General features: G+C 47.7%; 17 protein-coding genes. 11 read left to right on the top strand and 6 right to left on the bottom strand.

All coding sequences use genetic code 11. The features are described 5' to 3' along the window. The first annotated feature begins 25 nt into the window (after positions 1-25). Positions 26-1,603 carry a Na+/H+ antiporter gene (locus H6F52_RS07190; protein ID WP_190533168.1) on the top strand — a complete coding sequence of 526 codons (1,578 nt, stop codon included), beginning with the start codon at positions 26-28 and terminating at the stop codon, positions 1,601-1,603. Positions 1,604-1,844: 241 nt separating this feature from the next. On the opposite strand, the gene H6F52_RS07185 is transcribed toward H6F52_RS07190, so the two are convergent. Then, entirely contained in the window at positions 1,845-3,347 is a 1,503-nt protein-coding gene (locus H6F52_RS07185) for an NAD(P)/FAD-dependent oxidoreductase (protein ID WP_190533165.1), read from the bottom strand. 198 nt (positions 3,348-3,545) lie between these two features. Between H6F52_RS07185 and H6F52_RS07180 the strand changes: the two genes are divergently transcribed. Further along, positions 3,546-4,292 carry a Uma2 family endonuclease gene (locus H6F52_RS07180; protein ID WP_190413288.1) on the top strand — a complete coding sequence of 249 codons (747 nt, stop codon included), beginning with the start codon at positions 3,546-3,548 and terminating at the stop codon, positions 4,290-4,292. 163 nt (positions 4,293-4,455) lie between these two features. Further along, the gene (locus tag H6F52_RS07175; RefSeq protein WP_190432217.1) at positions 4,456-4,929 is read left to right on the top strand and encodes a GNAT family N-acetyltransferase; all 474 of its coding nucleotides are present in this window, start codon (positions 4,456-4,458) and stop codon (positions 4,927-4,929) included. Positions 4,930-5,108: 179 nt separating this feature from the next. On the opposite strand, the gene H6F52_RS07170 is transcribed toward H6F52_RS07175, so the two are convergent. After that, a complete protein-coding gene (locus tag H6F52_RS07170; RefSeq protein ID WP_190425653.1) occupies positions 5,109-6,173 on the bottom strand; it encodes a tetratricopeptide repeat protein in 1,065 nt (354 codons plus the stop codon). A 294-nt stretch (positions 6,174-6,467) separates the two neighbouring features. Continuing rightward, entirely contained in the window at positions 6,468-8,177 is a 1,710-nt protein-coding gene (gene ribBA, locus H6F52_RS07165; RefSeq protein ID WP_339380239.1) for a bifunctional 3,4-dihydroxy-2-butanone-4-phosphate synthase/GTP cyclohydrolase II, read from the bottom strand. Positions 8,178-8,338: 161 nt separating this feature from the next. Between ribBA and H6F52_RS07160 the strand changes: the two genes are divergently transcribed. Then, complete coding sequence (locus tag H6F52_RS07160) at positions 8,339-8,560, top strand: helix-turn-helix transcriptional regulator (RefSeq protein WP_190413297.1); 222 nt, start codon at positions 8,339-8,341, stop codon at positions 8,558-8,560. 871 nt (positions 8,561-9,431) lie between these two features. After that, entirely contained in the window at positions 9,432-10,493 is a 1,062-nt protein-coding gene (gene argC / locus H6F52_RS07155) for an N-acetyl-gamma-glutamyl-phosphate reductase (RefSeq protein ID WP_190533163.1), read from the top strand. Positions 10,494-10,853: 360 nt separating this feature from the next. Here the strand turns inward: argC and H6F52_RS07150 are convergent, their stop codons facing one another. Together H6F52_RS07150 and eno are read right to left on the bottom strand one after the other, a co-directional pair. Further along, positions 10,854-11,441 (bottom strand): hypothetical protein, encoded by a 588-nt coding sequence (locus H6F52_RS07150; protein WP_190533160.1) that lies wholly within the window; start codon positions 11,439-11,441, stop codon positions 10,854-10,856. 110 nt (positions 11,442-11,551) lie between these two features. After that, entirely contained in the window at positions 11,552-12,841 is a 1,290-nt protein-coding gene (gene eno, locus H6F52_RS07145) for a phosphopyruvate hydratase (RefSeq protein ID WP_190529929.1), read from the bottom strand. 246 nt (positions 12,842-13,087) lie between these two features. On the opposite strand from eno, the gene gloA reads away from it, so the two are divergent. After that, positions 13,088-13,519: a lactoylglutathione lyase gene (gene gloA / locus H6F52_RS07140; protein WP_190432239.1), complete on the top strand. Its 432-nt coding sequence runs from the start codon at positions 13,088-13,090 to the stop codon at positions 13,517-13,519. Positions 13,520-13,819: 300 nt separating this feature from the next. Here the strand turns inward: gloA and H6F52_RS07135 are convergent, their stop codons facing one another. Next, a complete protein-coding gene (locus H6F52_RS07135) occupies positions 13,820-14,551 on the bottom strand; it encodes a carbonic anhydrase (RefSeq protein ID WP_190413306.1) in 732 nt (243 codons plus the stop codon). A 194-nt stretch (positions 14,552-14,745) separates the two neighbouring features. Here H6F52_RS07135 and H6F52_RS07130 point away from each other — a divergent pair, with 194 nt between their 5' ends. The 5 genes from H6F52_RS07130 to ndk all read left to right on the top strand — a co-directional run bounded on the left by H6F52_RS07130 (position 14,746) and on the right by ndk (position 21,131). Next, on the top strand, positions 14,746-16,179 hold the full coding sequence (locus H6F52_RS07130) for a carotenoid oxygenase family protein (RefSeq protein WP_190533157.1): 1,434 nt from the start codon (positions 14,746-14,748) through the stop codon (positions 16,177-16,179). A 1,015-nt stretch (positions 16,180-17,194) separates the two neighbouring features. Then, entirely contained in the window at positions 17,195-18,559 is a 1,365-nt protein-coding gene (miaB, locus tag H6F52_RS07125) for a tRNA (N6-isopentenyl adenosine(37)-C2)-methylthiotransferase MiaB (RefSeq protein ID WP_190533154.1), read from the top strand. Positions 18,560-18,603: 44 nt separating this feature from the next. Then, the gene (locus H6F52_RS07120) at positions 18,604-19,197 is read left to right on the top strand and encodes a hypothetical protein (RefSeq protein ID WP_190533151.1); all 594 of its coding nucleotides are present in this window, start codon (positions 18,604-18,606) and stop codon (positions 19,195-19,197) included. Positions 19,198-19,319: 122 nt separating this feature from the next. After that, a complete protein-coding gene (locus H6F52_RS07115) occupies positions 19,320-20,450 on the top strand; it encodes a D-alanine--D-alanine ligase family protein (RefSeq protein ID WP_190533148.1) in 1,131 nt (376 codons plus the stop codon). A 231-nt stretch (positions 20,451-20,681) separates the two neighbouring features. Continuing rightward, a complete protein-coding gene (gene ndk, locus H6F52_RS07110) occupies positions 20,682-21,131 on the top strand; it encodes a nucleoside-diphosphate kinase (RefSeq protein ID WP_190413315.1) in 450 nt (149 codons plus the stop codon). Positions 21,132-21,186 lie beyond the last annotated feature (55 nt).

Below are 21,186 nucleotides of genomic sequence, written 5' to 3'. Positions count from 1 at the left end.
GACTAATTACGATTTGGAGTTTCCTATGGCGATAGAAACCACCCTAGATGAAGCTTCCATTAAGCAAAGCTTGGAGCAATTTCTGCTAGTGTTGTCTATTTCCTTGAGTGTGGCGACACTCTCGCGAATTTTCAGTTGGTTACGCCAAATTCCTTACACATTGCTGCTGGTCATTGTCGGGTTATTTTTAGCATTTGTAGATGTGCGGTTGGTGAATCTGTCGCCAGAATTAATTCTAGAGATTTTTTTGCCTCCCCTACTATTTGAAGCTGCTTGGAATATCCGTTGGCGAGACTTGAAAGATGATATATTTCCCGTCACTTTGTTTGCCATTGTCGGTGTCATCATCTCGGTTGTTGGTATTGCATTTCCTCTCAATTGGCTGACTGGACTTCCTCTTACAACTGCCCTCCTTGTCGGTGCTTGTTTATCTGCTACCGATCCCGTTTCCGTAGTAGCTTTGTTTCGGGAACTGGGTGCTGGCAAACGCTTAACAATGTTGATGGAGGGAGAGAGTTTATTTAATGATGGCGTGGCGGTGGTGGCGTTTACGTTGCTAGTGGGAATCCCCCTAGGAACCAATGAGTTTGCACTAGACACTACAGTTGCTAGTTTTTTAGTATTTGTTGGTGTTGGGATTGGAATTGGCAGCTTAGTTGGTTTTGGAATTTCCTACCTTACGCAACGTTTTGACTTGCCATTAGTAGAACAATCACTCACTCTTGTTTCTGCTTACGGCACTTATTTGATAACAGAAGAGTTGGGTGGTTCTGGGGTAATTGGGGTTGTCACGGTTGGTGTGATTTTGGGTAACTTTGGCTCTCGAATTGGCATGAACCCGCGCACCCGGTTATTGGTATCTGAATTTTGGGAATTTTTAGCATTTTTTGTTAATTCCATCGTTTTTCTTTTAATTGGCGATCAAATCCACTACTCGCGTCTAGTAGAGAATTTTAGTCTGATTGCGGTGACAATTGGGGCGGTATTGGTAACGCGAGCAATTGCCATCTATGGGCTCAGTGCTTTGAGCAATTGGCTAGTTAAATCTCAAATAGGTTGGCGAGATCAAACAATACTTTGGTGGGGTGGTTTAAGAGGCTCAGTTTCAATTGCCTTGGCGGTAAGTGTACCCATTATCTTACCAGGAAGAGAGGAAATTATTGATATGGTGTTCGGCGTTGTGTTGTTTACTCTGTTAGTTCAAGGTTTGACAACTCAGTGGTTTTTGGAAAGATTAGGACTGATTGGAGATCAGCCGCTACGCCAGCAATATTCAGAGGCAATTGCCCGTCGCGTTGCCTTAAATCGAGTGTTGAATTATTTATTGGAAGCTGGCAAAGAATTAGAAATCGATCAGGAGTTTTATCGTTACGAGTTAAATCTGGTTCAAGGACAACTCAAGGGTATTGAGGAGGAAATTGAGAAGTTGCAAAATCAATATCCTCAGTTGCGAGCGCTTAATATGCAACAACTGCGAGAAAAACTCTTAGATATTGAAGGCGACACCTACGCTGAACTGATCCGTGCAGGACGTTTGAATAATCGACTCTCACCCGTCATGCAGGAAATTTTAACTGAATCAACAGAGGATGAAAGGAAATAAACTGGAGCGCGATCGCACCCTAAAAGAAAATCCTCTCTTTTCTAATTGGTCTGTGATTACGATCGCGGGGCGATTCGTTTTTTTAATATATATTGTTGCTGTTTCTTGATACTCCTCACACCCATTTACTTTTTTCCCGCTTTACTAATCGCTTTTCTTCTAGCAATCCTACTTGAGTTGTGAGATGCTAGGCGGAGAGTATCGCCGCGAAGCCGACAATTAAGAAAGCTTAATTTGAACTTCAAATTTTTAATAACTTCGCCGTCTCTTGCGGCGTAACCAAAGTATTTGCACACAAAATTCCCGAAGCAGCAACAGCGGGAACGCCAATTCCTGGCATCGTACTATCTCCCACACGATACAATCCAGAAATCGGCGTTTGTGTGCCAGGAAATGTCCCTTGACCTGCTGCAATTGCAGGGCCATAAGTTCCCTGATAGCGGCGTAAGTAATAAGCGTGAGTTAATGGTGTACCAATAAGTTCTAATACAACGCGATCGCGTATATCCGGGATCACCCTCTCTAACGCACGGAATAGAGATTGCGATCGCTCTTTTTTCCTCTCCTCATACCCTTCATCTCGTTGCCATCCCTCATAAGGTTCTAATGTGTAGGCGTGAACTACATGATGTCCCTCTGGTGCAAGATTAGCATCCCACACCGAAGGGATAGAAATCATGCAAGTATTCCCCGGTTCAGTAATATCTTTACTCGCATCGTGAACTACCACATGATGTCCCGTCAGATTTTCCAAACCCTCAGCGCGGATGCCTAAATGTAAGTGCATAAAGCTATCAACGGCTGGCATTTCTAAAGATTGCTGACGATAATATGGCGGCAAATCTTCGGGGCGTAATAGCTTAGTGTAAGTATCCCAAATGGTAGCATTAGAAATTACTATAGGCGCATTAATAATTTCACCATTCTTTAACTTAACCCCTGTTACTTTTCCCAATTGGATTAATATTTGCTCAACCTGAGCATTTAATTTTAATTCGCCACCCCAACGCTTTAAACCGCGCACTAAAGCATCAACAATTGCGCCACTTCCTCCAACGGGATACTCGACACCAGCGCGAGAACGTTCTCCCAACATAAATGCCACTTCTGGGGCAATTGTTCCGTGCGCCTTAAGTCCAGAAAGTAGAAAACATTCCAAGTCAATTAAGCGCCGCACCCAAGGCTCTCGTACCTCTCGATCCATCACATTACCAACAGAACCTTGGACGGTTTTTAGATGCGGTAGCAGTTTCAATACAGATGGTAAATATTTCCTCAAAACCACTGGTATTATCTGCCAATCTGCCCTTAAAGCAATAGTAGGAATCTCCCGCAGCGATTCGTAAAGAGGTAGCAGACGTTTTTCAAATTGTTCTAATTCTCTTGCACCTTGAGGCGTGATTTCAGCAACAGTTTGGCAATATCGTTCAGCATCGCTGTAAACGGGAAAAGTGCCTTCAGGAAAGTGATAATGACCCATAGGATCGTAGCGAACAGCTTGCAACGATTCTCCCAGAACTTCTAACACTTGCTGTAATGGATTTAGACCCCTTCCAGGGGTGAGTCCGCAGTAAAATGAGGGGCCAGAGTCAAAATGAAATCCCTGCCGCGAGAAACTGTGTGCAGCACCACCAGCGATCGCGTGACTTTCGCACACTAGCACTCGTTTTCCGTAACGGGCAAGTAACGCCCCTGCGGTTAAACCGCCAATTCCGCTACCGATAACAATTACATCTAAACTCATGTTATGACAATCTCATTTAATTTATGAACACTATCTTTTTTAAACGAATCGCCTTAGCGTTGGCGAAGCCATGCGCGTTAGCGCTTTAGAAGCTGAGAACGCAGAGGAAGAGAAAAGAGATTATTCTTTAAATAGATTGGATTTATATTAGGGAGATTTATTGGATAATTATATTAATAGCTTGTGGAGCTAATCTTTATGGTACAGCACAACCCGGAAACCAGATTACCAACAAGTGCTGAACTTCCTTGTTCGGATGATACACCTGTGGATAACGAAGACCAGAATTTTATCCCGAATTTTCTATTATTCTTGCTAGAGTTCATTTGGGGTAATCGCCTTGACTGGTATTTTGGTGTAGATATGGGCATCTATCACACGACAGGCGTGAATCCAAGAGTACCCGTGGTGCCAGATGGATTTCTAAGTTTGGGAGTGGAACGGAGGAAAAACAATGGTTCTCGCTCCAGCTATGTTCTCTGGGAAGAAAATAATATTGCCCCCATTTTTGTCTTAGAAATTGTCTCTCACACTTATGGGGGAGAATACGATACAAAAATGGCAATTTATGCCAATTTAGGAGTGTTGTATTATGTAATTTATAATCCGAATTTCTGGCGGCGCGACCAGGAACAACCTTTTGAAGTTTACCGTTTAGTAAATGGGCAATATCAGTTACAAATCGGAGAACCATTCTGGATGCCAGAAATCGGTTTAGGAATTGGGCGATTTGTGGCTCAAGTCGGAGGCATACAGCGCGAGGTATTGTACTGGTACGATGCCCAAGGTGTGAGGTATCAGACAGGGGAGGAATTAGCTGAAATTGAGCGGAATCAGCGGGAGTTAGCACAACAGCAAGCTGAGTCGGAACGACAACGCTCAAATGAGCTGGCAGAGTTATTAGAGAGATATCGCGATCGCTTTGGTGACTTAACCCAAGGGTAAGGATACGGAATTGCTATCGAGCGCGATTGCTAAATCCATAGTTACCAGATAAGAGATAATCAAACCGAAGTGGACTGAGATTAGATTGAAAAAGTGGCTCTTGTAGAAGACCACTTTCAAGATTACTCTGACCGTAAAATAAGAATGAACCCGTATCGTGGTGATGGAACGAGAAATTTATATCAGAGAAGCTTTTCCAGAGGAAGATTCTCTAATTGCTCAACATTTTTATCAAATGTGGCTGGATAATCATGTTCCTTCTGATTCTATTGAGTCTGACTGGCTCAACATTACGCTCCAGTTTATAGAAGGCGCTCGAAAAGAGGGATGCTACAAAGCTTTTGTGGCGGAGATTAATGGGAGAGCGATCGCTTCAGCAAGTTGTCAGCTGTTTGCTGGTCTTTACCCGCATATCCTCAAACCGGAATCTCGCAAATATGGATACATCTGGGGAGTTTACGTTGAACCGCCTCACCGCAGACAGGGACTTGCCAAGAAACTTACGCTTTGTGCGATCGACCATCTAAAATCGCTTAACTGCACAAGGGTTATCCTACACGCCTCCCCACCAGGTAAGCCAGTCTACTCTAGTCTTGGCTTTAGCGAAAGTAATGAGATGCGGTTGGATTTGCTGTAATTAAAGAGACGTATCCTTGCGAAGCGGCACACGATCTCTACCCTATCTCCTCTGAAAAAGGGTGTACAAAATTCCAGCGGTGTTTGCGAAAAATAACAACCCTGACCGACTTTCACCTCAGAACGTGGTTGGGATCTGGCAGAAGATGGGCACTGGCTCATTTCGATGACGGAGGCGGTCTATTTTAACTGTCTCAGCAATTGCAATGCCTTTTGAGAGTCAGCGGTTAATCCTTGCTCGGAGAAAAGTCGCGCAGATGCTTGTAAATCCTCAATTGCGCCTCTAGCATCGCCGGTTTCGTAGCGCAGCAGCCCCCGGTTGCCATAAGCTTTAGCAAAGTTGGGAGAAATAGCGATCGCCTCGGTATAGTCGGCAATGGCTGCTTGAGGATTACCAATTTGCTGACGAGCGATCGCTCGATTGTAGTAAGCTGCTGCATTGTTGGGATCGCGCTGGATGGCTTGGTCATAATCCGCGATCGCTTCCTTGATATTTCCCAGCCGCCGCCGGACAATCCCGCGATTGTAATAAGCTTCTACTAGATTAGGGTTCAGACCCAGAGCCTTCGTAAAATCAGCGATCGCTTCCTGGGTTTCTCCCAGTTGAACGCGAGCATTCCCCCGATTCACGTAGGCGGTGGCATCCCTAGGCTGAAGCTGAATCGCTTTGCTGTAGTCCTCAACGGCTCCTCTAGGATTTCCTAGGGCACTGCGAGCGTTCCCCCGGTTGTAATAAGCGATCGCATTTTTCTGGTCGAGATTCAGCGCCTTGGTGTAATCCTCAATTGCTTCCCCATACTTTTTTTGGTCGGCATAAACTACACCCCGATTTAGGTAGGCATCGGCATTCTGGGGATTTCGCTTTAGCAACTCCGTGTAATCTGCGATCGCTCCCTGATTATCTCCTAGCTTCCGCCTTGCCAACCCTCGGCTGTAGTAGGCTTTAGTCAGGTTGGCATCCTGGCGAATTGCAGCGGTGAAATCATTGAAAGCGCCGCTATAGTTTTCTTGGTTATACTTCTCCATCCCTCGATTGAATAATTCCTCTGCACTCGACTGAGCCACTATAAGAGTGCTAGGGAAAGAGTGCTGAGGAAAGAGTAGGGGCTGAGTCTGTGCATAGATAGCTGTCGTCCCTCCACTAAGTAAGGCGGCAGTTCCTATAACGGTGATAGCTTTATATCCGTAGTGCATCGCTTCATTACTAGAAATTACGGAATTAAGTAACTGGGTGACAATAAACATAACTCAATAAGCCCGTTTATCGTTGATTGTGCATGGTAATTTTCAATTTTCCATGAGCGATAAACAGTCCTATCCGTTAAGTTTATTTATCCCAATCTACTTAGACGCTCATCAAGTAAAAGCTCACAAACGTTAGCTGAAAACCTTCCTAACTCTACTCAGTCCTCAGCCCTAACTCTACTCAGTCCTCAGTCCTCAGCCCTCAGTCCTAACTCTACGCAGTCCTCAGTCTTAACTCTACTCAGCCCCAACTCTACTCAGTCCTCAGCCCTCAGTCCTCAGTCCTAACTCTACTTAGCCCTCACCACTCTGAAAGCTGTAGATTTTCTGGGTTTCTAACTGATGGCAAACTGACGAAGGCAGGGTACTTGCGGGGAAGTTCTGCCGGTCTAGCTGGATTTGTAAGCCTGTCAGGGGGTCTATTCCCGTCGAAACCATAAATTCTAGATATTGCAACTGAGGCCACGCGCTCAAAGCATCCAGAATTTGCGCGATCGCTCGCACATAAGGATGTCCTGTCTGCTGATACCAATCCGGTGACGCCAGATTGGGTTGGTCAAAACCTAAGTGAACGGTTAACGATGGCGTGCCGAACAGAGCGATCCCAACAGGTCGCGTTTCTTCCTGCAACAACAAATCGTGAGTTTTTGCCAAATGCCGTAGTTTCTCTAATCGTTCGTAGCGCTTCGTGACTGACTCCGGCTCATCCTGCCAGTGCAGCGCTACGGTGATTAAATACGTCTGCAACAGCATATGACCCAGCTTTTTCGCTTTGGTCGCTAGATAGATGGAATTATAATCATTCGCCTCAATCAACAGCGGCACCCGATCCACCACCTCTAAGCCATAACCTTTTAAACCTGCAATCTTGCGGGGATTATTCGTAATCAGGCGAATTTTTTTCACTCCCAAATCGTTGAGAATTTGCGCCCCCACCCCGTAATCCCGCAAGTCAGCAGGGAAACCCAAGCGCTCGTTTGCTTCGACGGTATCCAGCCCCATGTCTTGCAACGAGTATGCTTTCAATTTATTAACCAGCCCAATTCCCCGTCCTTCTTGGCGCAGGTAAACCACAACCCCCGACCCGGCATTCTGAATCATTTTCAGCGCCGCTTGCAACTGCATGCGGCAGTCGCAGCGCATAGAACCCAAAGCGTCACCCGTGAGGCATTCCGAGTGCATCCGCACCATCACTGAGTGGTCTGAGAACTCGGCTGGGTCTCCCTTGACAATTGCGACGTGTTCGGATTGATCCAGGCTGTTGCGGTAGGCGTAAATTTGAAAATTCCCAAACTGAGTCGGCAGTTCAGCAATCGTCTCGCGGCAGACAAACCGTTCGTGGTTGAGGCGGTAACTAATTAAGTCAGCAATGCTAATAATTTTCAGTTGGTGAGTCTTGGCGTACTCGATTAACTGTGGCAACCGCGCCATCGACCCATCAGGATTTTGAATTTCACAGATCACCCCAGCCGGGTACAATCCCGCCAATCTTGCCAAATCAACACCGGCTTCTGTATGACCGGCTCGTTTCAGGACGCCCCCTTCCCGCGCCCGCAAGGGGAAAATGTGACCGGGACGGCGCAAGTCATTTGGCTGGGTTGCTGGGTTAAGGGCGACTTGTATCGTCACCGCCCTATCCTCCGCTGAGATGCCGGTACGAACTCCCATATTCGGTGCGGCGTCGATGCTGACGGTGAAGGCAGTTTGGTTGCTGTCGGTGTTGTTACTCACCATCAAGGGCAGATCCAGTTCGTCCAAGCGATCGCCTGTCAGCGCCAGACAAATCAAACCCCTTGCATTTACCGCCATAAAATTAATCATGTCGGGCGTGGCGAACTGAGCCGCGCCAATCAAGTCGCCTTCGTTTTCCCGGCTCTCATCATCTACTACCACGACCACCCGCCCAGCCTTCAGGTCTGCCAAGGCGGCGTCAATCGCGTCAAATTTAAACGGTTGGGTTGAAGAAGCGCGATTTTGCGCTTCTTTGCTTTGAGACAATTCCACAGATTAATTAGCGCAATAAACCATAGATCCAGTATCTCTTTTTGAGAGTAGCCTGTGGGCACCCCCCAGCGGCGCGATCGCGCGAATTCGACGGCGACGCTCAAATTGATACTTATCGTCTGTAGACTTATCGTTATCTAAAACGACCTTCTTTCTCAATTATGGCGGCTAATCCCGAACTCGAAAAATTTGGCAAACAACTCCGAAAATTAAGAAAGACACGCGAACTTTCCCAGGAAAAATTAGCAGAATTAACTGGGTTACACCGCACTTACATCGGTGGTATTGAGCGGGGTGAGAGAAATGTTTCGCTTGTTAATATCGTCCGTTTAGCAAAAGCTTTAAGCGTATCTCCCTCCGAGTTGTTAAAACAAATTGAATAAATGAATCTCACATTATTAGTTTTTTTAAGGTCATCTCTATGAAAGTAATTCGATTAAAATACAAAATATTACCGTTTTGGGATTAAAATATAAGCTCAAAAAATGATTATATAAATAACTAAATCGAGATTCATAGATAGTAACTAAAAAAACTGAAATGTTCTTTCTTCTCCGTTTCTCTTATCTTCTATATTCTATAGCGCGGACGCCCTCAGCTATGCTCGCTCGCTAAGACGATTCGTTTAAAATATCTCGTAGAAATCCCCTCAGACTGCTATAGCGATCCAAATTGAGTTGTGTGATGTCAGCCCTTCAGATCCCCAACTTCGTAAGACTTGTCGAGGATCTCGCCTTCACAACTCATTTATGAATGCTATAAGTAGGACTTAAGGGAAAGAAGAAGGATTCCCTCGCACCTTGCCTAAAAGAGAGTTATGGCGTTAGGTTCAAGTGAGAAGCGCAATATGTCATGATATTGATTTATAACGCTAATTAGACCACGCAGCACCGCCCAAAATATCAATTGGAGCGGTGCTTTTCTATAAGGATAAATTCCCAAAAGAGTCGGTCACTCCCCGAACAGTTGCTCTAGCCAACCTTGCATTCCCCGCAGCTAACCTTGTAACCCTAAATGATGACGCTGATATTTCTACCACCAAATCTTGGTTTTAATACTACAATGCAGCAAAAGTCGCTTTCAGCCATCAGCTTTTAGCAGGACTGAGGAATAAGCAATGACAAAGAAATTCTATTCAGCAACCATTAGGGACATGGCAATGCCGTATCCTGATCGCTCAGTACTGACTTTGGTTGACTGCGCTTTGCTGACCGCTGAGCGTTTAAAATTTAAACTTTTTAGGGAACAAGCATCATGGGTGATTTAGGGCGCGTGCCTGTTGGAATTGTTGGCGCGTCAGGCTATGGTGGTGTGCAACTTGTAAGACTCTTGATGGAGCATCCAGGAGTCGAACTGGTTTACCTAGGTGGTGAGAGTAGCGCTGGAAAGTCCTTTTCCGACCTTTACCCCCATTTAGGTCATCGTGTTGACTTAAAGATAGAACCGCTTGATTTAGATACCATTGCCAATCGCTGTCAAGCCGTTTTTCTCTCTTTGCCCAATGGTCTTGCCTATCAGATGGCACCGACGCTAGTGGCGAAGGGGTGCAAAGTACTGGATTTATCCGCCGATTACCGATTTTCCAACCCGGAAACCTATCAAGCTTGGTACGGGGGAGAACGTCAAGACCGAGAACTCGCAACTACGGCGGTTTACGGCTTACCGGAACTATACCGCGATCGCATTGCCGACGCCCAGTTAGTAGGTTGCGCTGGTTGCTACCCCACCGCCAGTTTGCTAGCACTCTCGCCGCTACTCAAGCAAGGGTTAGTCTTGCCAGAAACGGCGATTATCGACGCCAAATCTGGCACCTCCGGCGGCGGACGGCAAGCGAAAACCAATTTGTTACTGGCTGAGGCAGATAATACGCTAGGAGCTTACGGTGTTGGCGGACGGCACCGACATACCCCCGAAATTGAGCAAGTTTGTAGCGATCTCGCCGGTCACGAAGTTACGGTGCAGTTTACCCCTCACTTGATTCCAATGGTGCGCGGGATTCTCGCAACCGTTTATGCCAACTTGCGCGATCCGGGGTTAGTGCGAGAAGACTTAATTACCATCTTTTCAGCTTTCTACCGTGCTTCGCCTTTTGTCAAAATATTACCAGGCAGCATCTACCCTCAAACGAAATGGGCTTGCGGGACTAATCTTTGCTATATCGGCATCGAAGTTGATCCCCGCACCGATCGGGTCATTGTTATGTCAGCGATTGATAATTTAATCAAAGGTCAAGCTGGTCAAGCTCTCCAATGTCTCAATTTGATGCTGGGTATGGAAGAAACCCTAGGTTTACCTCAACTCGGTTTTTACCCGTAGCGATCGCCTTTTAGATTTTTGGGTGTTGAGTTGGATGGCTGAGGGATCGTTTTTTCGGAGTCGTCGAATGAGCGGCTGGTGTTGGCAATCAGAGGGGCTTACTGAAGTTAGCTGCGGCGAGAAAAATTTGACGCGATCGCGCGACTCAGTCGCAGCCCAATAAAATATTGGATCGCTAGGTACATACCAAAAACCCGTTTTCTAGTCTAGAAAACGGGTATCTAAAATAATTGGCTGGCAAACAGCGATCGCAGGTCGTAGTATTTATTCACTCCCTATTCCTGGTATGGGGGCATGGCACAAACACGCCCCCACAAAATGTGAATGAGTTTATGTGAAAAAATACTCCAAATGCTTTGATTACGGCATCAATTGAAATGAGCCGAAAAACTTTTGAACATCCTTGGTATTTGAACCAAGCGTGCTGACTTGATACAGCCGCTTGTTCACCAGAAAAATCCAACATTGACCAATAGAACCGTCCGAATCTTTATACTTAATTTCTCTGCCGGGACTTCCATGCAGTGAAATTGGGCGCTGAGCGATTAACTTCGCGCCATCCGTTATATAACCCTCAGTCGCCGCATCCAAGAGTTCTTTAGCCTCTAGCCGATCGATCTCGTTGGCAAAGTCAGCATAGGAGACTAAAAAGACACCATCCGACGTAGCGGCTGTAAACAAATGCTGCTCAACGTCACCTTCTTCAGCTTTTTCGGTATGTGTTTCTTCCTCTGGGGTTCCCGGCATTAGCACCACAAAGCCTCCTTCAGAGGAAGAAAACTCCTGCCAATCCTCTTGAGCGTCTGGCGTCGTTTCAGCAGCGCCGATGAGCTGACAGTTATTACAGGGTTGGATTTGAAGTAATGGTCTAACTGCTTCGGCGCGGACGGCTGCTGACACAGACAGGGGAGCAAATAGGGTGGCGATCGCTAGGATTTTTAGTTTCATATTGAGTTGTGCAAAAGTCGGTCAATCCTTTTATAGACAACAGACAAATTGACTGAATTCCTGAACGAGCCACCCGATTATCTGGCACAAACTGCCCGAATTAATCCGCTTTAGCGGGGGCCTAGCCCAATGGTAGCGGCATAAACTGCGCGATCGCCCAATTCATCTTCAATTCGCAGCAGTCGGTTGTACTTCGCCACCCGTTCGCTGCGGCAAAGCGAACCTGTTTTGATTTGTCCGGCTCTCGTAGCTACGGCTAAATCAGCAATCGTGGTGTCTTCAGTTTCGCCAGAGCGATGGCTGATGATCGACCGGAATCCGTTGCGGGTAGCGAGTTCAATCGTTTCCAGGGTTTCCGTAAGAGAACCAATTTGGTTGAGTTTGATCAGGATCGAGTTCGCTGCGGCTTGCTCAATGCCTTTTTGCAGGCGAATCGGGTTGGTGACAAACAGATCGTCGCCGATGAGTTGAACGCGATCGCCCATTTTCTCGGTTAATAGTTTCCAGTTTTCCCAGTCTTCTTCGTGCAGTCCGTCCTCAATTGAGACAATCGGATATTGTCCTACCAACTTACCCAGATACTCAATAAAGTCAGCCGGGGAATGAGAGGAGCCATCGTAAACATACTGCCCTTCTTTATAGAACTCACTGGCAGCAACATCTAGCGCCAGCGCCACGTCTTGTCCGGGTTTATAGCCAGCCTTTTCAATCGCCGCCACTAATAGTTCCAAAGCCGCTTGATTGGACTCTAAATTAGGAGCAAAACCGCCTTCATCGCCAACACCAGTCAGCAAGTTTTTGTCCTTTAAAACTTTGCTGAGAGCCGCAAACACCTCGGCACCCCAACGCAGCGCTTCTTTAAATGAAGACGCCCCGACTGGCACAATCATAAATTCTTGGAAATCCACGTTATTATCCGCGTGGGCACCGCCGTTGATCACGTTCATCAACGGCACCGGCAGCACATTCGATAAGGGACTACCGAGATAGCGATAGAGCGGCAATTCCAGAGCCGCCGCACCCGCTTTGGCGGTTGCCAGGGAGACGGCGAGGATGGCATTTGCTCCCAAATTCGATTTATTTTCCGAGCCATCCAGCTCAATCATCGTGCGGTCAACTAAAACCTGATCGAGCGCATCCATCTCCAACAACTCAGGAGCAATTTTCTCCTCGACATTCTGGACGGCTTGGAGGACGCCTTTGCCACCGTAGCGGCTGGCATCCTCATCCCGCAGTTCGTGGGCTTCAAAAGTCCCTGTAGAAGCGCCACTGGGAACTTGAGCCAATCCCATCACACCGTTGATCAGATAGACTTCGGCTTCCACTGTAGGACGCCCCCGCGAGTCGAGAATTTCACGAGCCACAATGGCGTCGATGGCAGTATCTGGCGTGTTAATCATTCCGTTTCACCCTTCAGTAGCAAAATTGCAAGTGTCTCACACATCAGCAAACCTTAGATAGGCTTTTTAGCCAGCTGGTTATAGCGGTGGTCATCCCTTGTCGAAAACACCTAGCGTGGCTGAATGTAATATGGTTTCTATGGTGGCGTGGGTTGTTGTGTAAAGATCCCGATCGGGGATTGAAATAGAATACGTCCTGAGCGGACACTCAAACGTCATATTAAAAAGGAATTCGGGATCAAAACGATGCGAATGCTACATACGATGTTGCGAGTCGGCAACCTAGAAGAGTCTTTGAAATTTTACTGCGACGTGCTGGGCATGAAGTTACTGCGCCGGAAAGATTATCCGGATGGGAAGTTTACGCTGGCATTTGTGGGTTACGGTGACGAATCTGACCATACAGTTGTGGAACTAACCTACAACTGGGGCGTAGAGCAGTATAACCTGGGAGATGCCTACGGTCATATAGCTCTTGGCGTTGATGATATTTACGCCACCTGTAACGAAATTAAGGCGCGGGGCGGCAAAGTGTCGCGGGAACCGGGGCCAATGAAGCACGGTTCTACGGTGATTGCCTTTGTGGAAGATCCGAATGGCTACAAGATTGAGCTGATTCAGCTAGGAACTCAAGGATCTGCCCAAAAGCAGGAAACCGCTGAAGCAGCAAGTCGGTAGGTTTTAAAAGTAAGCGATCGCATATTTCTAAACATTTGAGACGTGCGATCGCAGATTTCCTTTTAACGCCGATCGAGTTAGAATTTTTGATCCCAAATTCCTTTTTAATATCAAGACCGTGAGGCGTAATTTTGAAGCCGATAGCCCCCTTAATGTGGAGGCTACAAATTACCATTGCACAAATGAAAGTAAAAATACCTAAAAATCCAACCCCTATTAGAGGCAAGGATTTTCAGGTTGCTGGTTCCTAATAATTGAAATTGCAGATACCAGCAGATAAACGCTTGATAACCCACACCTTTATCTCGCGGCAGAACCTCTGTAAATTCGTTCCGCTTGCTCCGGAGATAACAGCATTGAGGCAATTCGCTCAGGTTTAGGCTCTACAGATTCATCCTGATTGGTGGAAAGTTGACTGTAGAGTGGCAGGTACTCCTGACGAATCGGATCGTATCCCCAAACATCTCCCGTTTCAATGTGATAAATCCAGGCGTGGAGAGACAGTTTGCCTCGGTGAAGTTTAGCGCGAATTGCTGGATAAGTCCGCAGATTTTCGATTTGCGTTAACACGTTCTCAGCAATCGTGGCTTCCAGAAGTTCTTCACCAGAAAGCTCTGTGTAGTTCTCTTTAATCAGCCGACGGGTCGCTTCTGCGTGCTTTAACCAGTCGTGAACCAACGGCATTTCTGCCGCCAAACTGCTCAATTTTAACAGTCCCTTCATTGCACCGCAGTGAGAGTGACCGCAGACAACAATTTGCTGAATATCTAAAGCGTGAACGGCGTATTCAACGCTTGCGCCTTCGCCGCCATTCGTTGCTCCAAACGGCGGAATCAGGTTGCCAGCATTACGGATGACAAACAGTTCGCCGACAGCCGCTTGAGTAATCAAATTCGGATCGATGCGAGAATCAGAGCAGGTGATGAACAGTACCCTCGGTTTCTGACCGTGAGCGAGTTGCTCAAACAATTCCTGGTGTTCGCTGAAGTAGTTGCTTTGAAACTCACGCAGCCCTCTAATCAGTTTCTTCATATAAAGCCAATTTTTGCTCTAGCGATCGCGATCCCTTCCCTGTAAATCATAGGATGCGAACCGACACGTCGGCGTTTTGCGATCGCACTTCCTCTCATATAGCAGCACGCCCGCAAGATCGTTCACACTCAAGAAAGACCTTGCTTAACATTACTTAATTTTATCCCCACTCTGTTGCGTTCTATTCCTGAACTATGACCACAGCCACGAAACCGTCAACCCGTAAAGCTTGGGCAAATGCGATCGCCCAACCTGCACAAGAATTTCCCCTGACTCCCCTCCCACTCCTTTCCGGCAACATACCGGAAGGTTTGCGCGGCACCCTCTACCGCAACGGCCCAGCTCGTTTAGAACGTGGCGGCATCCGGGTGGGCCACTGGTTTGATGGGGATGGTGCGATTCTAGGGGTGCATTTCAGCGATGCTGGTGCCTCTGGTGTCTATCGCTACGTTCAATCAGAGGGATACCAAGAGGAAGCCAAAGCGAATCAATTGCTCTATGGCAACTATGGCATGACCGCACCAGGCCCCATCTGGAATCAATGGTTCAAACCGATTAAAAATGCCGCCAATACCTCGGTACTCGCTTTGCCGGATAAACTGCTGGCACTGTGGGAAGGCGGCAAACCCCACGCCCTCGACCTGCAAACCCTGGAAACTTGGGGATTAGATAATTTATCGGGACTGAGTGACGGATTGCATTATTCCGCTCATCCCAAGCGCGACGCCCAGACTGGGGAAATTTTTAACTTTGGGGTTTCACCCGGACGGAATGCAACGCTGAATATTTATAAAAGTGACTCCACAGGCAGGATTCTGCAAAAGGCGGCAGTTCAACTAGATGGCATCCCAATGGTGCATGATTTTGTCCTCGCTGGGCAGTATTTAGTCTTTTTCGTGCCGCCAGTGCGAGTGAACGTGCTGCCGTTGCTAACAGGCATGAGCAGCTATAGCGATGCGCTGGAGTGGCAACCCAACCTCGGTACTCAGTTTTTGGTTTTTGACCGCGAAACCCTATCGTTGGTGAGTCGTGGCGAAACTGAACCCTGGTATCAGTGGCACTTTGCGAACGGCTATGTAGATACCAGCGGATCGGTGATTGTGGATGTTGTCCGCTACGAAGACTTTCAGACCAATCAGTATCTCAAGGAAGTCGCGACGGGTGAAACCCGGACTCCTGCCAAGAGTACGCTGTGGCAAATCCATCTCAACCCGGCAAGGAGTCAGGTAACAAGCATCAAAGAAGTCTTAGATCGGCACTGTGAGTTCCCGGTTGTGCCACAACACCTGGTTGGTCAAGCTTCGCCCCAAACCTATCTATCGGTACATCGGCAAGGTGTAGAGATTAGCCAAGATCAATTTGGCGCGATCGCTCGTTTTGACGCCAAAACTGGCACCCTAGAGGAAGCCGATTTGGGTGAGAATCGTTATCCCTCAGAACCCATCTATGCCCCGGATGCCCTGAATCCCGAACAGGGTTGGGTGTTAACGGTGGTGTATGACGGCAACACCGATACCAGCGAAGTCTGGATTATGAATAGCGATCGCCTTTCGGAGCAACCTGCGTGTCGTTTGGGATTACCCAGTGTCATCCCCCCTAGCTTCCACGGCACCTGGAAACCAGCTTAGGAGCCTATCAACGTTGTTTTGAAGTCTCTTTGAAGTCCTCTGTAGGGGCGCAAGCAAGAGTGCCTCTACAGACTCTTAAGGCGCGAAATCTCGCCTTTTTTTATCATCTGGCGACTTTTATCATCAACCCAGAGAGCGATCGCCCGCTTCGCTGATTTTCAGGGTTACATCTACAATTTTTTTGCTAAGTAATTAGCTAATTTTTCTAAACTAAGGAAAAGTAGACGAATTCAAAAAGATAATATAAAAAGCCCGCTTTATTCAATAAAACGGGCTTTTAAAATTTGGCGATTATTTGGCTGATGTTGACTGTTTTAATCCTCACAGAAAATAGAAAAACCGACCTGTGGAACTGGGGGAAGCTGGGTTGATTTCTCAGATGACTTCTATGTCAAATCAAGATGAAACAACCCCCTCAAAGCGGCTTCAGAATTTCCTCTTCCTCTTCGTCCGCTACCGCGATGGGCACTGTCCTGCCTTGAATCATGAGTAAATAAGTGTTTTTGGGTTGAATCTGCTTGGTGCAAATTTTCCGAGCGATCCCGAAGGTTTGGTAAATTCACCGCGAAGCCAGTAACTAATAGGCTTGATAAGAAGAGGGAGCTGTAAAGGCGCATAGTAGATGTCTCGTCAGAGCTTCTATTGCCTGATTCGGACTCTCTGATGCATAATCAGGATAAAATTGCAAAACAATCTGAATAATTGAGTTTATGATGCTGTAATTTATTGCGGAATTCGTAGAATAAACGTCCTACTTTGTTCCCGCAATTTTTTACAAGCGTCAGAAAATATAGGCTTGCCTGAAGATTCAAGAACGCTGACTCACCGCTGCTTGGGTTATAGGTGCTTGGATTGTGGGTGCTTGGGCACCGTGAGAGCGATCGCTCTCAAACTTTGGCAACGCTCACGGGCAATTCTGGAAGTTTTCGATGTAAAGACGCGATAGCTGTATTCTCCAGATAGGTACTATAGATATACAGTTCCGATTACTTTCATTGATTTGTTGTAGCCGTCCATGACCACTTCTCCCCGCCGGTATCACATCACCACCTTTGGCTGCCAGATGAACAAAGCCGACTCAGAGCGTATGGCTGGCATCTTGGAAAATATGGGCTTTGAATGGTCAGAAGAACCTGAAAATGCGAACCTGATCCTGTACAACACCTGCACCATTCGGGATAACGCCGAGCAAAAAGTTTATTCCTACCTAGGCAGACAGGCAAAGCGCAAGCACGAACAACCAGATTTGACACTGGTAGTTGCGGGTTGTGTCGCTCAGCAGGAAGGGGAAGCACTGTTGCGGCGGGTGCCAGAATTAGACTTGGTCATGGGACCTCAACACGCCAATCGCCTCCAAGATTTGCTAGAGCAAGTTTTCAACGGCAATCAGGTAGTGGCGACTGAGGCAGTTCATATCATTGAAGACATCACCAAGCCGCGCCGCGACAGTAAGGTGACAGCTTGGGTAAATGTAATTTACGGCTGCAATGAACGCTGTACGTACTGCGTGGTTCCCAGCGTTCGCGGCGTCGAGCAATCGCGGACTCCAGAAGCGATTCGCGCCGAAATGGAAGAAATAGCGCGTCAAGGATATAAGGAAATCACCCTACTGGGGCAAAATATCGACGCCTACGGGCGGGATTTGCCCGGAATCACGGCAGAAGGGCGACACCAGAATACGCTGACAGACTTGCTTTATTACGTTCATGATGTGCCGGGAATTGAGCGGATTCGGTTTGCCACCAGCCATCCCCGCTATTTCACCGAACGGTTAATTCGAGCTTGTGCCGAATTGCCCAACGTGTGCGAGCATTTCCACATTCCCTTCCAGTCGGGAGATAACGACATTCTGAAGGCAATGGCGCGGGGTTATACCCATGAGAAATATCGCCGCATCATTGACACGATTCGCCGGTATATGCCAGATGCCTCGATTAGTGCGGATGCGATTGTCGGCTTTCCGGGAGAAACCGAGGAACAGTTTGAGAATACGCTGCGACTGGTGGACGAGATTGGTTTTGACCTGTTAAATACAGCGGCTTATTCTCCGCGTCCGGGAACACCCGCAGCCTTGTGGGAGAATCAGCTGAGCGAACAGGTGAAAAGCGATCGCCTTCAACGTCTCAATCACTTAGTTTCAATTAAAGCGGCTCAAGCGTCCCAGCGTTACTTCGGTCGCATCGAAGAAGTCTTGGTAGAAGAGCAAAATACCAAAGATCCCACCCAGGTGATGGGACGCACGCGGGGCAACCGTCTCACCTTCTTTACCGGCAATATTGCCGAACTCAAAGGTCAAGTGGTGAAAGTCAAAATCACTGAAGTTCGCCCGTTTAGTTTGACCGGGGAACCATTGGAAGTGCATCAGCCAGTGCCGGTATAAGATTTTTAGGTGGATCGGAGGATTTCGCGGTGCTAGCATCTGCTATGAAAACATTTATCACCTTGTGGAAACTTGAAGTAAGCTCCCGCCTCCCACTCCTCCGGCGAGACTTGCAAGAAGCGGTTTATCTTCCCCCCCGCATTGCTTACACTTTATACAACGCGCTGATATTGGTGTATTGGACGGCAATTGCTACGGGAAGCATTGCTTGGTTGACTTGCCGCTTTACTTACTTACTCGGTGTTAGCACTCGTCAACTGATTCTTCCTAAACAGGAACCGCTTCAGCTCAAGGGTAAAAAACCCCCGGTTCAGGCGATTCAGACTGGCACCGCCACGGCACCCCTCCCCACCGCTAAACCAAGCATCCAGGCTTCCACCGCCACAACCCCAGTCCCCACGGCAACACCCACCATTCAGGCTCCCCCAGACCTGACGCCAGTCGCTAGCGCACCTCTAGCCGTGGAAAAAATCGCACTTAGCGAGTTGACCATCACGGCGGCTCAAAAGGTCAAAGCAGCGAATCCCGATCGGGTCGTCCTGGCGCGACCTTGGGGCAGAGGATGGCGGATTGCCGTGCTGGAGCCGGAAGAAGCAATGACTGTCCAACGTCCCTGGAAACTCGTTGTCCGCTCCTGAGCGAGGCAAATAACACTGGCATCATAACAAAGAGGGTTGAGGGAGTTTCCGTATCGGAGTTCGTCTCACGCCTCTAGGCTGTAGTAAACTATCGGCGGTGTGCAGTGTCAGGAATATCCGAAATGAATAAAATGCGGGTGGGATTGCTGTTTGGGGGCTGTTCGGGAGAACATGAAGTTTCGCTGAGTTCAGCACGGGCGATCGCGCAAGCTTTGAGTGCCCAACAAAACAGCGCTAAGTACGAACTCCTGCCTTTCTACATCCACAAAGATGGACGTTGGCAAGCCGGGGAAGTGGCTCAACAAGTTTTAGCATCTGGAAAACTGCCGGAATCCCAACTGGCCTCAGAAAATTCTCCGCAACAATTACCCAGTAACGAAAACGCATCACCGAATACCGAACTTACGATCCCATCGCCAGACCTCAATCGTTGGCAATCTCCCCCCCAAGCTGCTGAGGTAGATGTCTGGTTTCCTATCCTCCACGGCCCGAATGGGGAAGATGGCACCATTCAGGGAATGCTTAAATTAATGCAAGTGCCTTTTGTCGGGACTGGGGTTTTAGGTTCTGCGATGGGAATGGACAAAATTGCCATGAAAATGGCATTCGCCAATGCAGGATTGCCTCAAGTGAAATACATCACCGTTAATCGCTCGCAAGTGTGGTCGAATCCCTGTGTTTTCCCCAAGCTTTGCGAACAAATTGAAGCGACACTCGGTTATCCCTGTTTTGTGAAACCGGCGAATTTAGGTTCATCGGTGGGAATTTCCAAAGTGCGATCGCGTGCTGAGTTAGAAACCGCCCTCGATAACGCTGCCAGCTACGACCGTCGCTTAATTGTGGAAGCAGGCGTGGTGGCGCGGGAGTTAGAATGTGCCGTTTTGGGGAATGACAATCCCAAGGCTTCCGTCGTTGGAGAAATTACCTTTGACAGCGATTTTTACGACTACGAAACGAAGTATACCCAGGGACGAGCGGATTTAGCGATCCCAGCGAACGTGCCAGATGCCGTTGCCACGCAAATCCAAGAAATGGCTCTTCAAGCGTTTGCCGCAGTTGATGGGGCTGGTTTGGCACGGGTGGATTTTTTCTATGTTGAAGCGACAGGAGAAGTATTGATTAATGAAATTAATACAATGCCTGGTTTTACGGCAACGAGTATGTATCCCCAACTTTGGGGGGCAACGGGTGTTGCTTTCCCAGAATTAGTCGATCAACTGATTCAATTAGCCTTAGAACGTCATAACGGGTAGATTGGCGGCAATTCATTTAAACTTTTAACGCAAAGGTAGGCGAAGGAAACCGCAAAGGTACGCAAAGGGGATTTAGGTGAGATGCTCAATTTGGGAGTTTCAACGCGGTGGGAATTTACTTAAAGTTGATCTTCGTATCCTTTTGCGTAAACCTTTGCGCCCTTTGCGTTAAAAAGCCTTCTAGTCTAATCTGTGTTTTGTATCAGTTTGTAAAATCTAAAGGAGATAAACTTGGAACGGACATTTGTCATGGTCAAGCCTGATGGTGTACAGCGCAACCTCGCGGGTGAGGTCATCCGGCGCTTTGAAGCCAAAGGTTTTACTCTGGTTGGCTTAAAGTTGATGAGTGTGAGCCGGGAACTGGCAGAGCAGCACTATGACGTACACCGAGAAAGACCGTTTTTTGCGGGTTTGGTCGAGTTTATCACCTCTGGCCCAGTAGTCGCGACGGTATGGGAAGCCGATGGAGTGGTCGCAGCCGCTAGAAAAATGATTGGGGCGACTAACCCACTGACCGCTGAACCGGGTACAATTCGCGGCGATTATGGAGTCAGTATTGGTCGCAACCTCATCCACGGTTCCGACGCTATCGAAACCGCGCAGCGCGAGATTGCTCTGTGGTTTAAAGATGAAGAACTTGTTAGCTGGAAGCCCAGCTTGACTTCCTGGATCTACGAGTAAATCACCAACGGCTAATCGCGAACGGCGCTTAAAGAATGTGCCATCGGCGATTAGC

The sequence above is a fragment of the Coleofasciculus sp. FACHB-542 genome (assembly GCF_014695825.1).
Taxonomy (GTDB): Bacteria; Cyanobacteriota; Cyanobacteriia; order Cyanobacteriales; family FACHB-T130; genus FACHB-T130.
This window is presented reverse-complemented; position numbering and strand designations above follow the sequence as displayed.

Coding starts and splice junctions, on each gene's coding strand:
- eno (WP_190529929.1), bottom strand. CDS start 12,841: ATGATTAACACGCCAGATACTGCCATCGACGCCATTGTGGCTCGTGAA.
- H6F52_RS07135 (WP_190413306.1), bottom strand. CDS start 14,551: ATGAAGAAACTGATTAGAGGGCTGCGTGAGTTTCAAAGCAACTACTTC.
- H6F52_RS07180 (WP_190413288.1), top strand. CDS start 3,546: ATGGTACAGCACAACCCGGAAACCAGATTACCAACAAGTGCTGAACTT.
- H6F52_RS07190 (WP_190533168.1), top strand. CDS start 26: ATGGCGATAGAAACCACCCTAGATGAAGCTTCCATTAAGCAAAGCTTG.
- H6F52_RS07185 (WP_190533165.1), bottom strand. CDS start 3,347: ATGAGTTTAGATGTAATTGTTATCGGTAGCGGAATTGGCGGTTTAACC.
- H6F52_RS07170 (WP_190425653.1), bottom strand. CDS start 6,173: ATGTTTATTGTCACCCAGTTACTTAATTCCGTAATTTCTAGTAATGAA.
- H6F52_RS07130 (WP_190533157.1), top strand. CDS start 14,746: ATGACCACAGCCACGAAACCGTCAACCCGTAAAGCTTGGGCAAATGCG.
- miaB (WP_190533154.1), top strand. CDS start 17,195: ATGACCACTTCTCCCCGCCGGTATCACATCACCACCTTTGGCTGCCAG.
- H6F52_RS07160 (WP_190413297.1), top strand. CDS start 8,339: ATGGCGGCTAATCCCGAACTCGAAAAATTTGGCAAACAACTCCGAAAA.
- H6F52_RS07115 (WP_190533148.1), top strand. CDS start 19,320: ATGAATAAAATGCGGGTGGGATTGCTGTTTGGGGGCTGTTCGGGAGAA.
- argC (WP_190533163.1), top strand. CDS start 9,432: ATGGGTGATTTAGGGCGCGTGCCTGTTGGAATTGTTGGCGCGTCAGGC.
- H6F52_RS07175 (WP_190432217.1), top strand. CDS start 4,456: ATGGAACGAGAAATTTATATCAGAGAAGCTTTTCCAGAGGAAGATTCT.
- gloA (WP_190432239.1), top strand. CDS start 13,088: ATGCGAATGCTACATACGATGTTGCGAGTCGGCAACCTAGAAGAGTCT.
- H6F52_RS07150 (WP_190533160.1), bottom strand. CDS start 11,441: ATGAAACTAAAAATCCTAGCGATCGCCACCCTATTTGCTCCCCTGTCT.
- H6F52_RS07120 (WP_190533151.1), top strand. CDS start 18,604: ATGAAAACATTTATCACCTTGTGGAAACTTGAAGTAAGCTCCCGCCTC.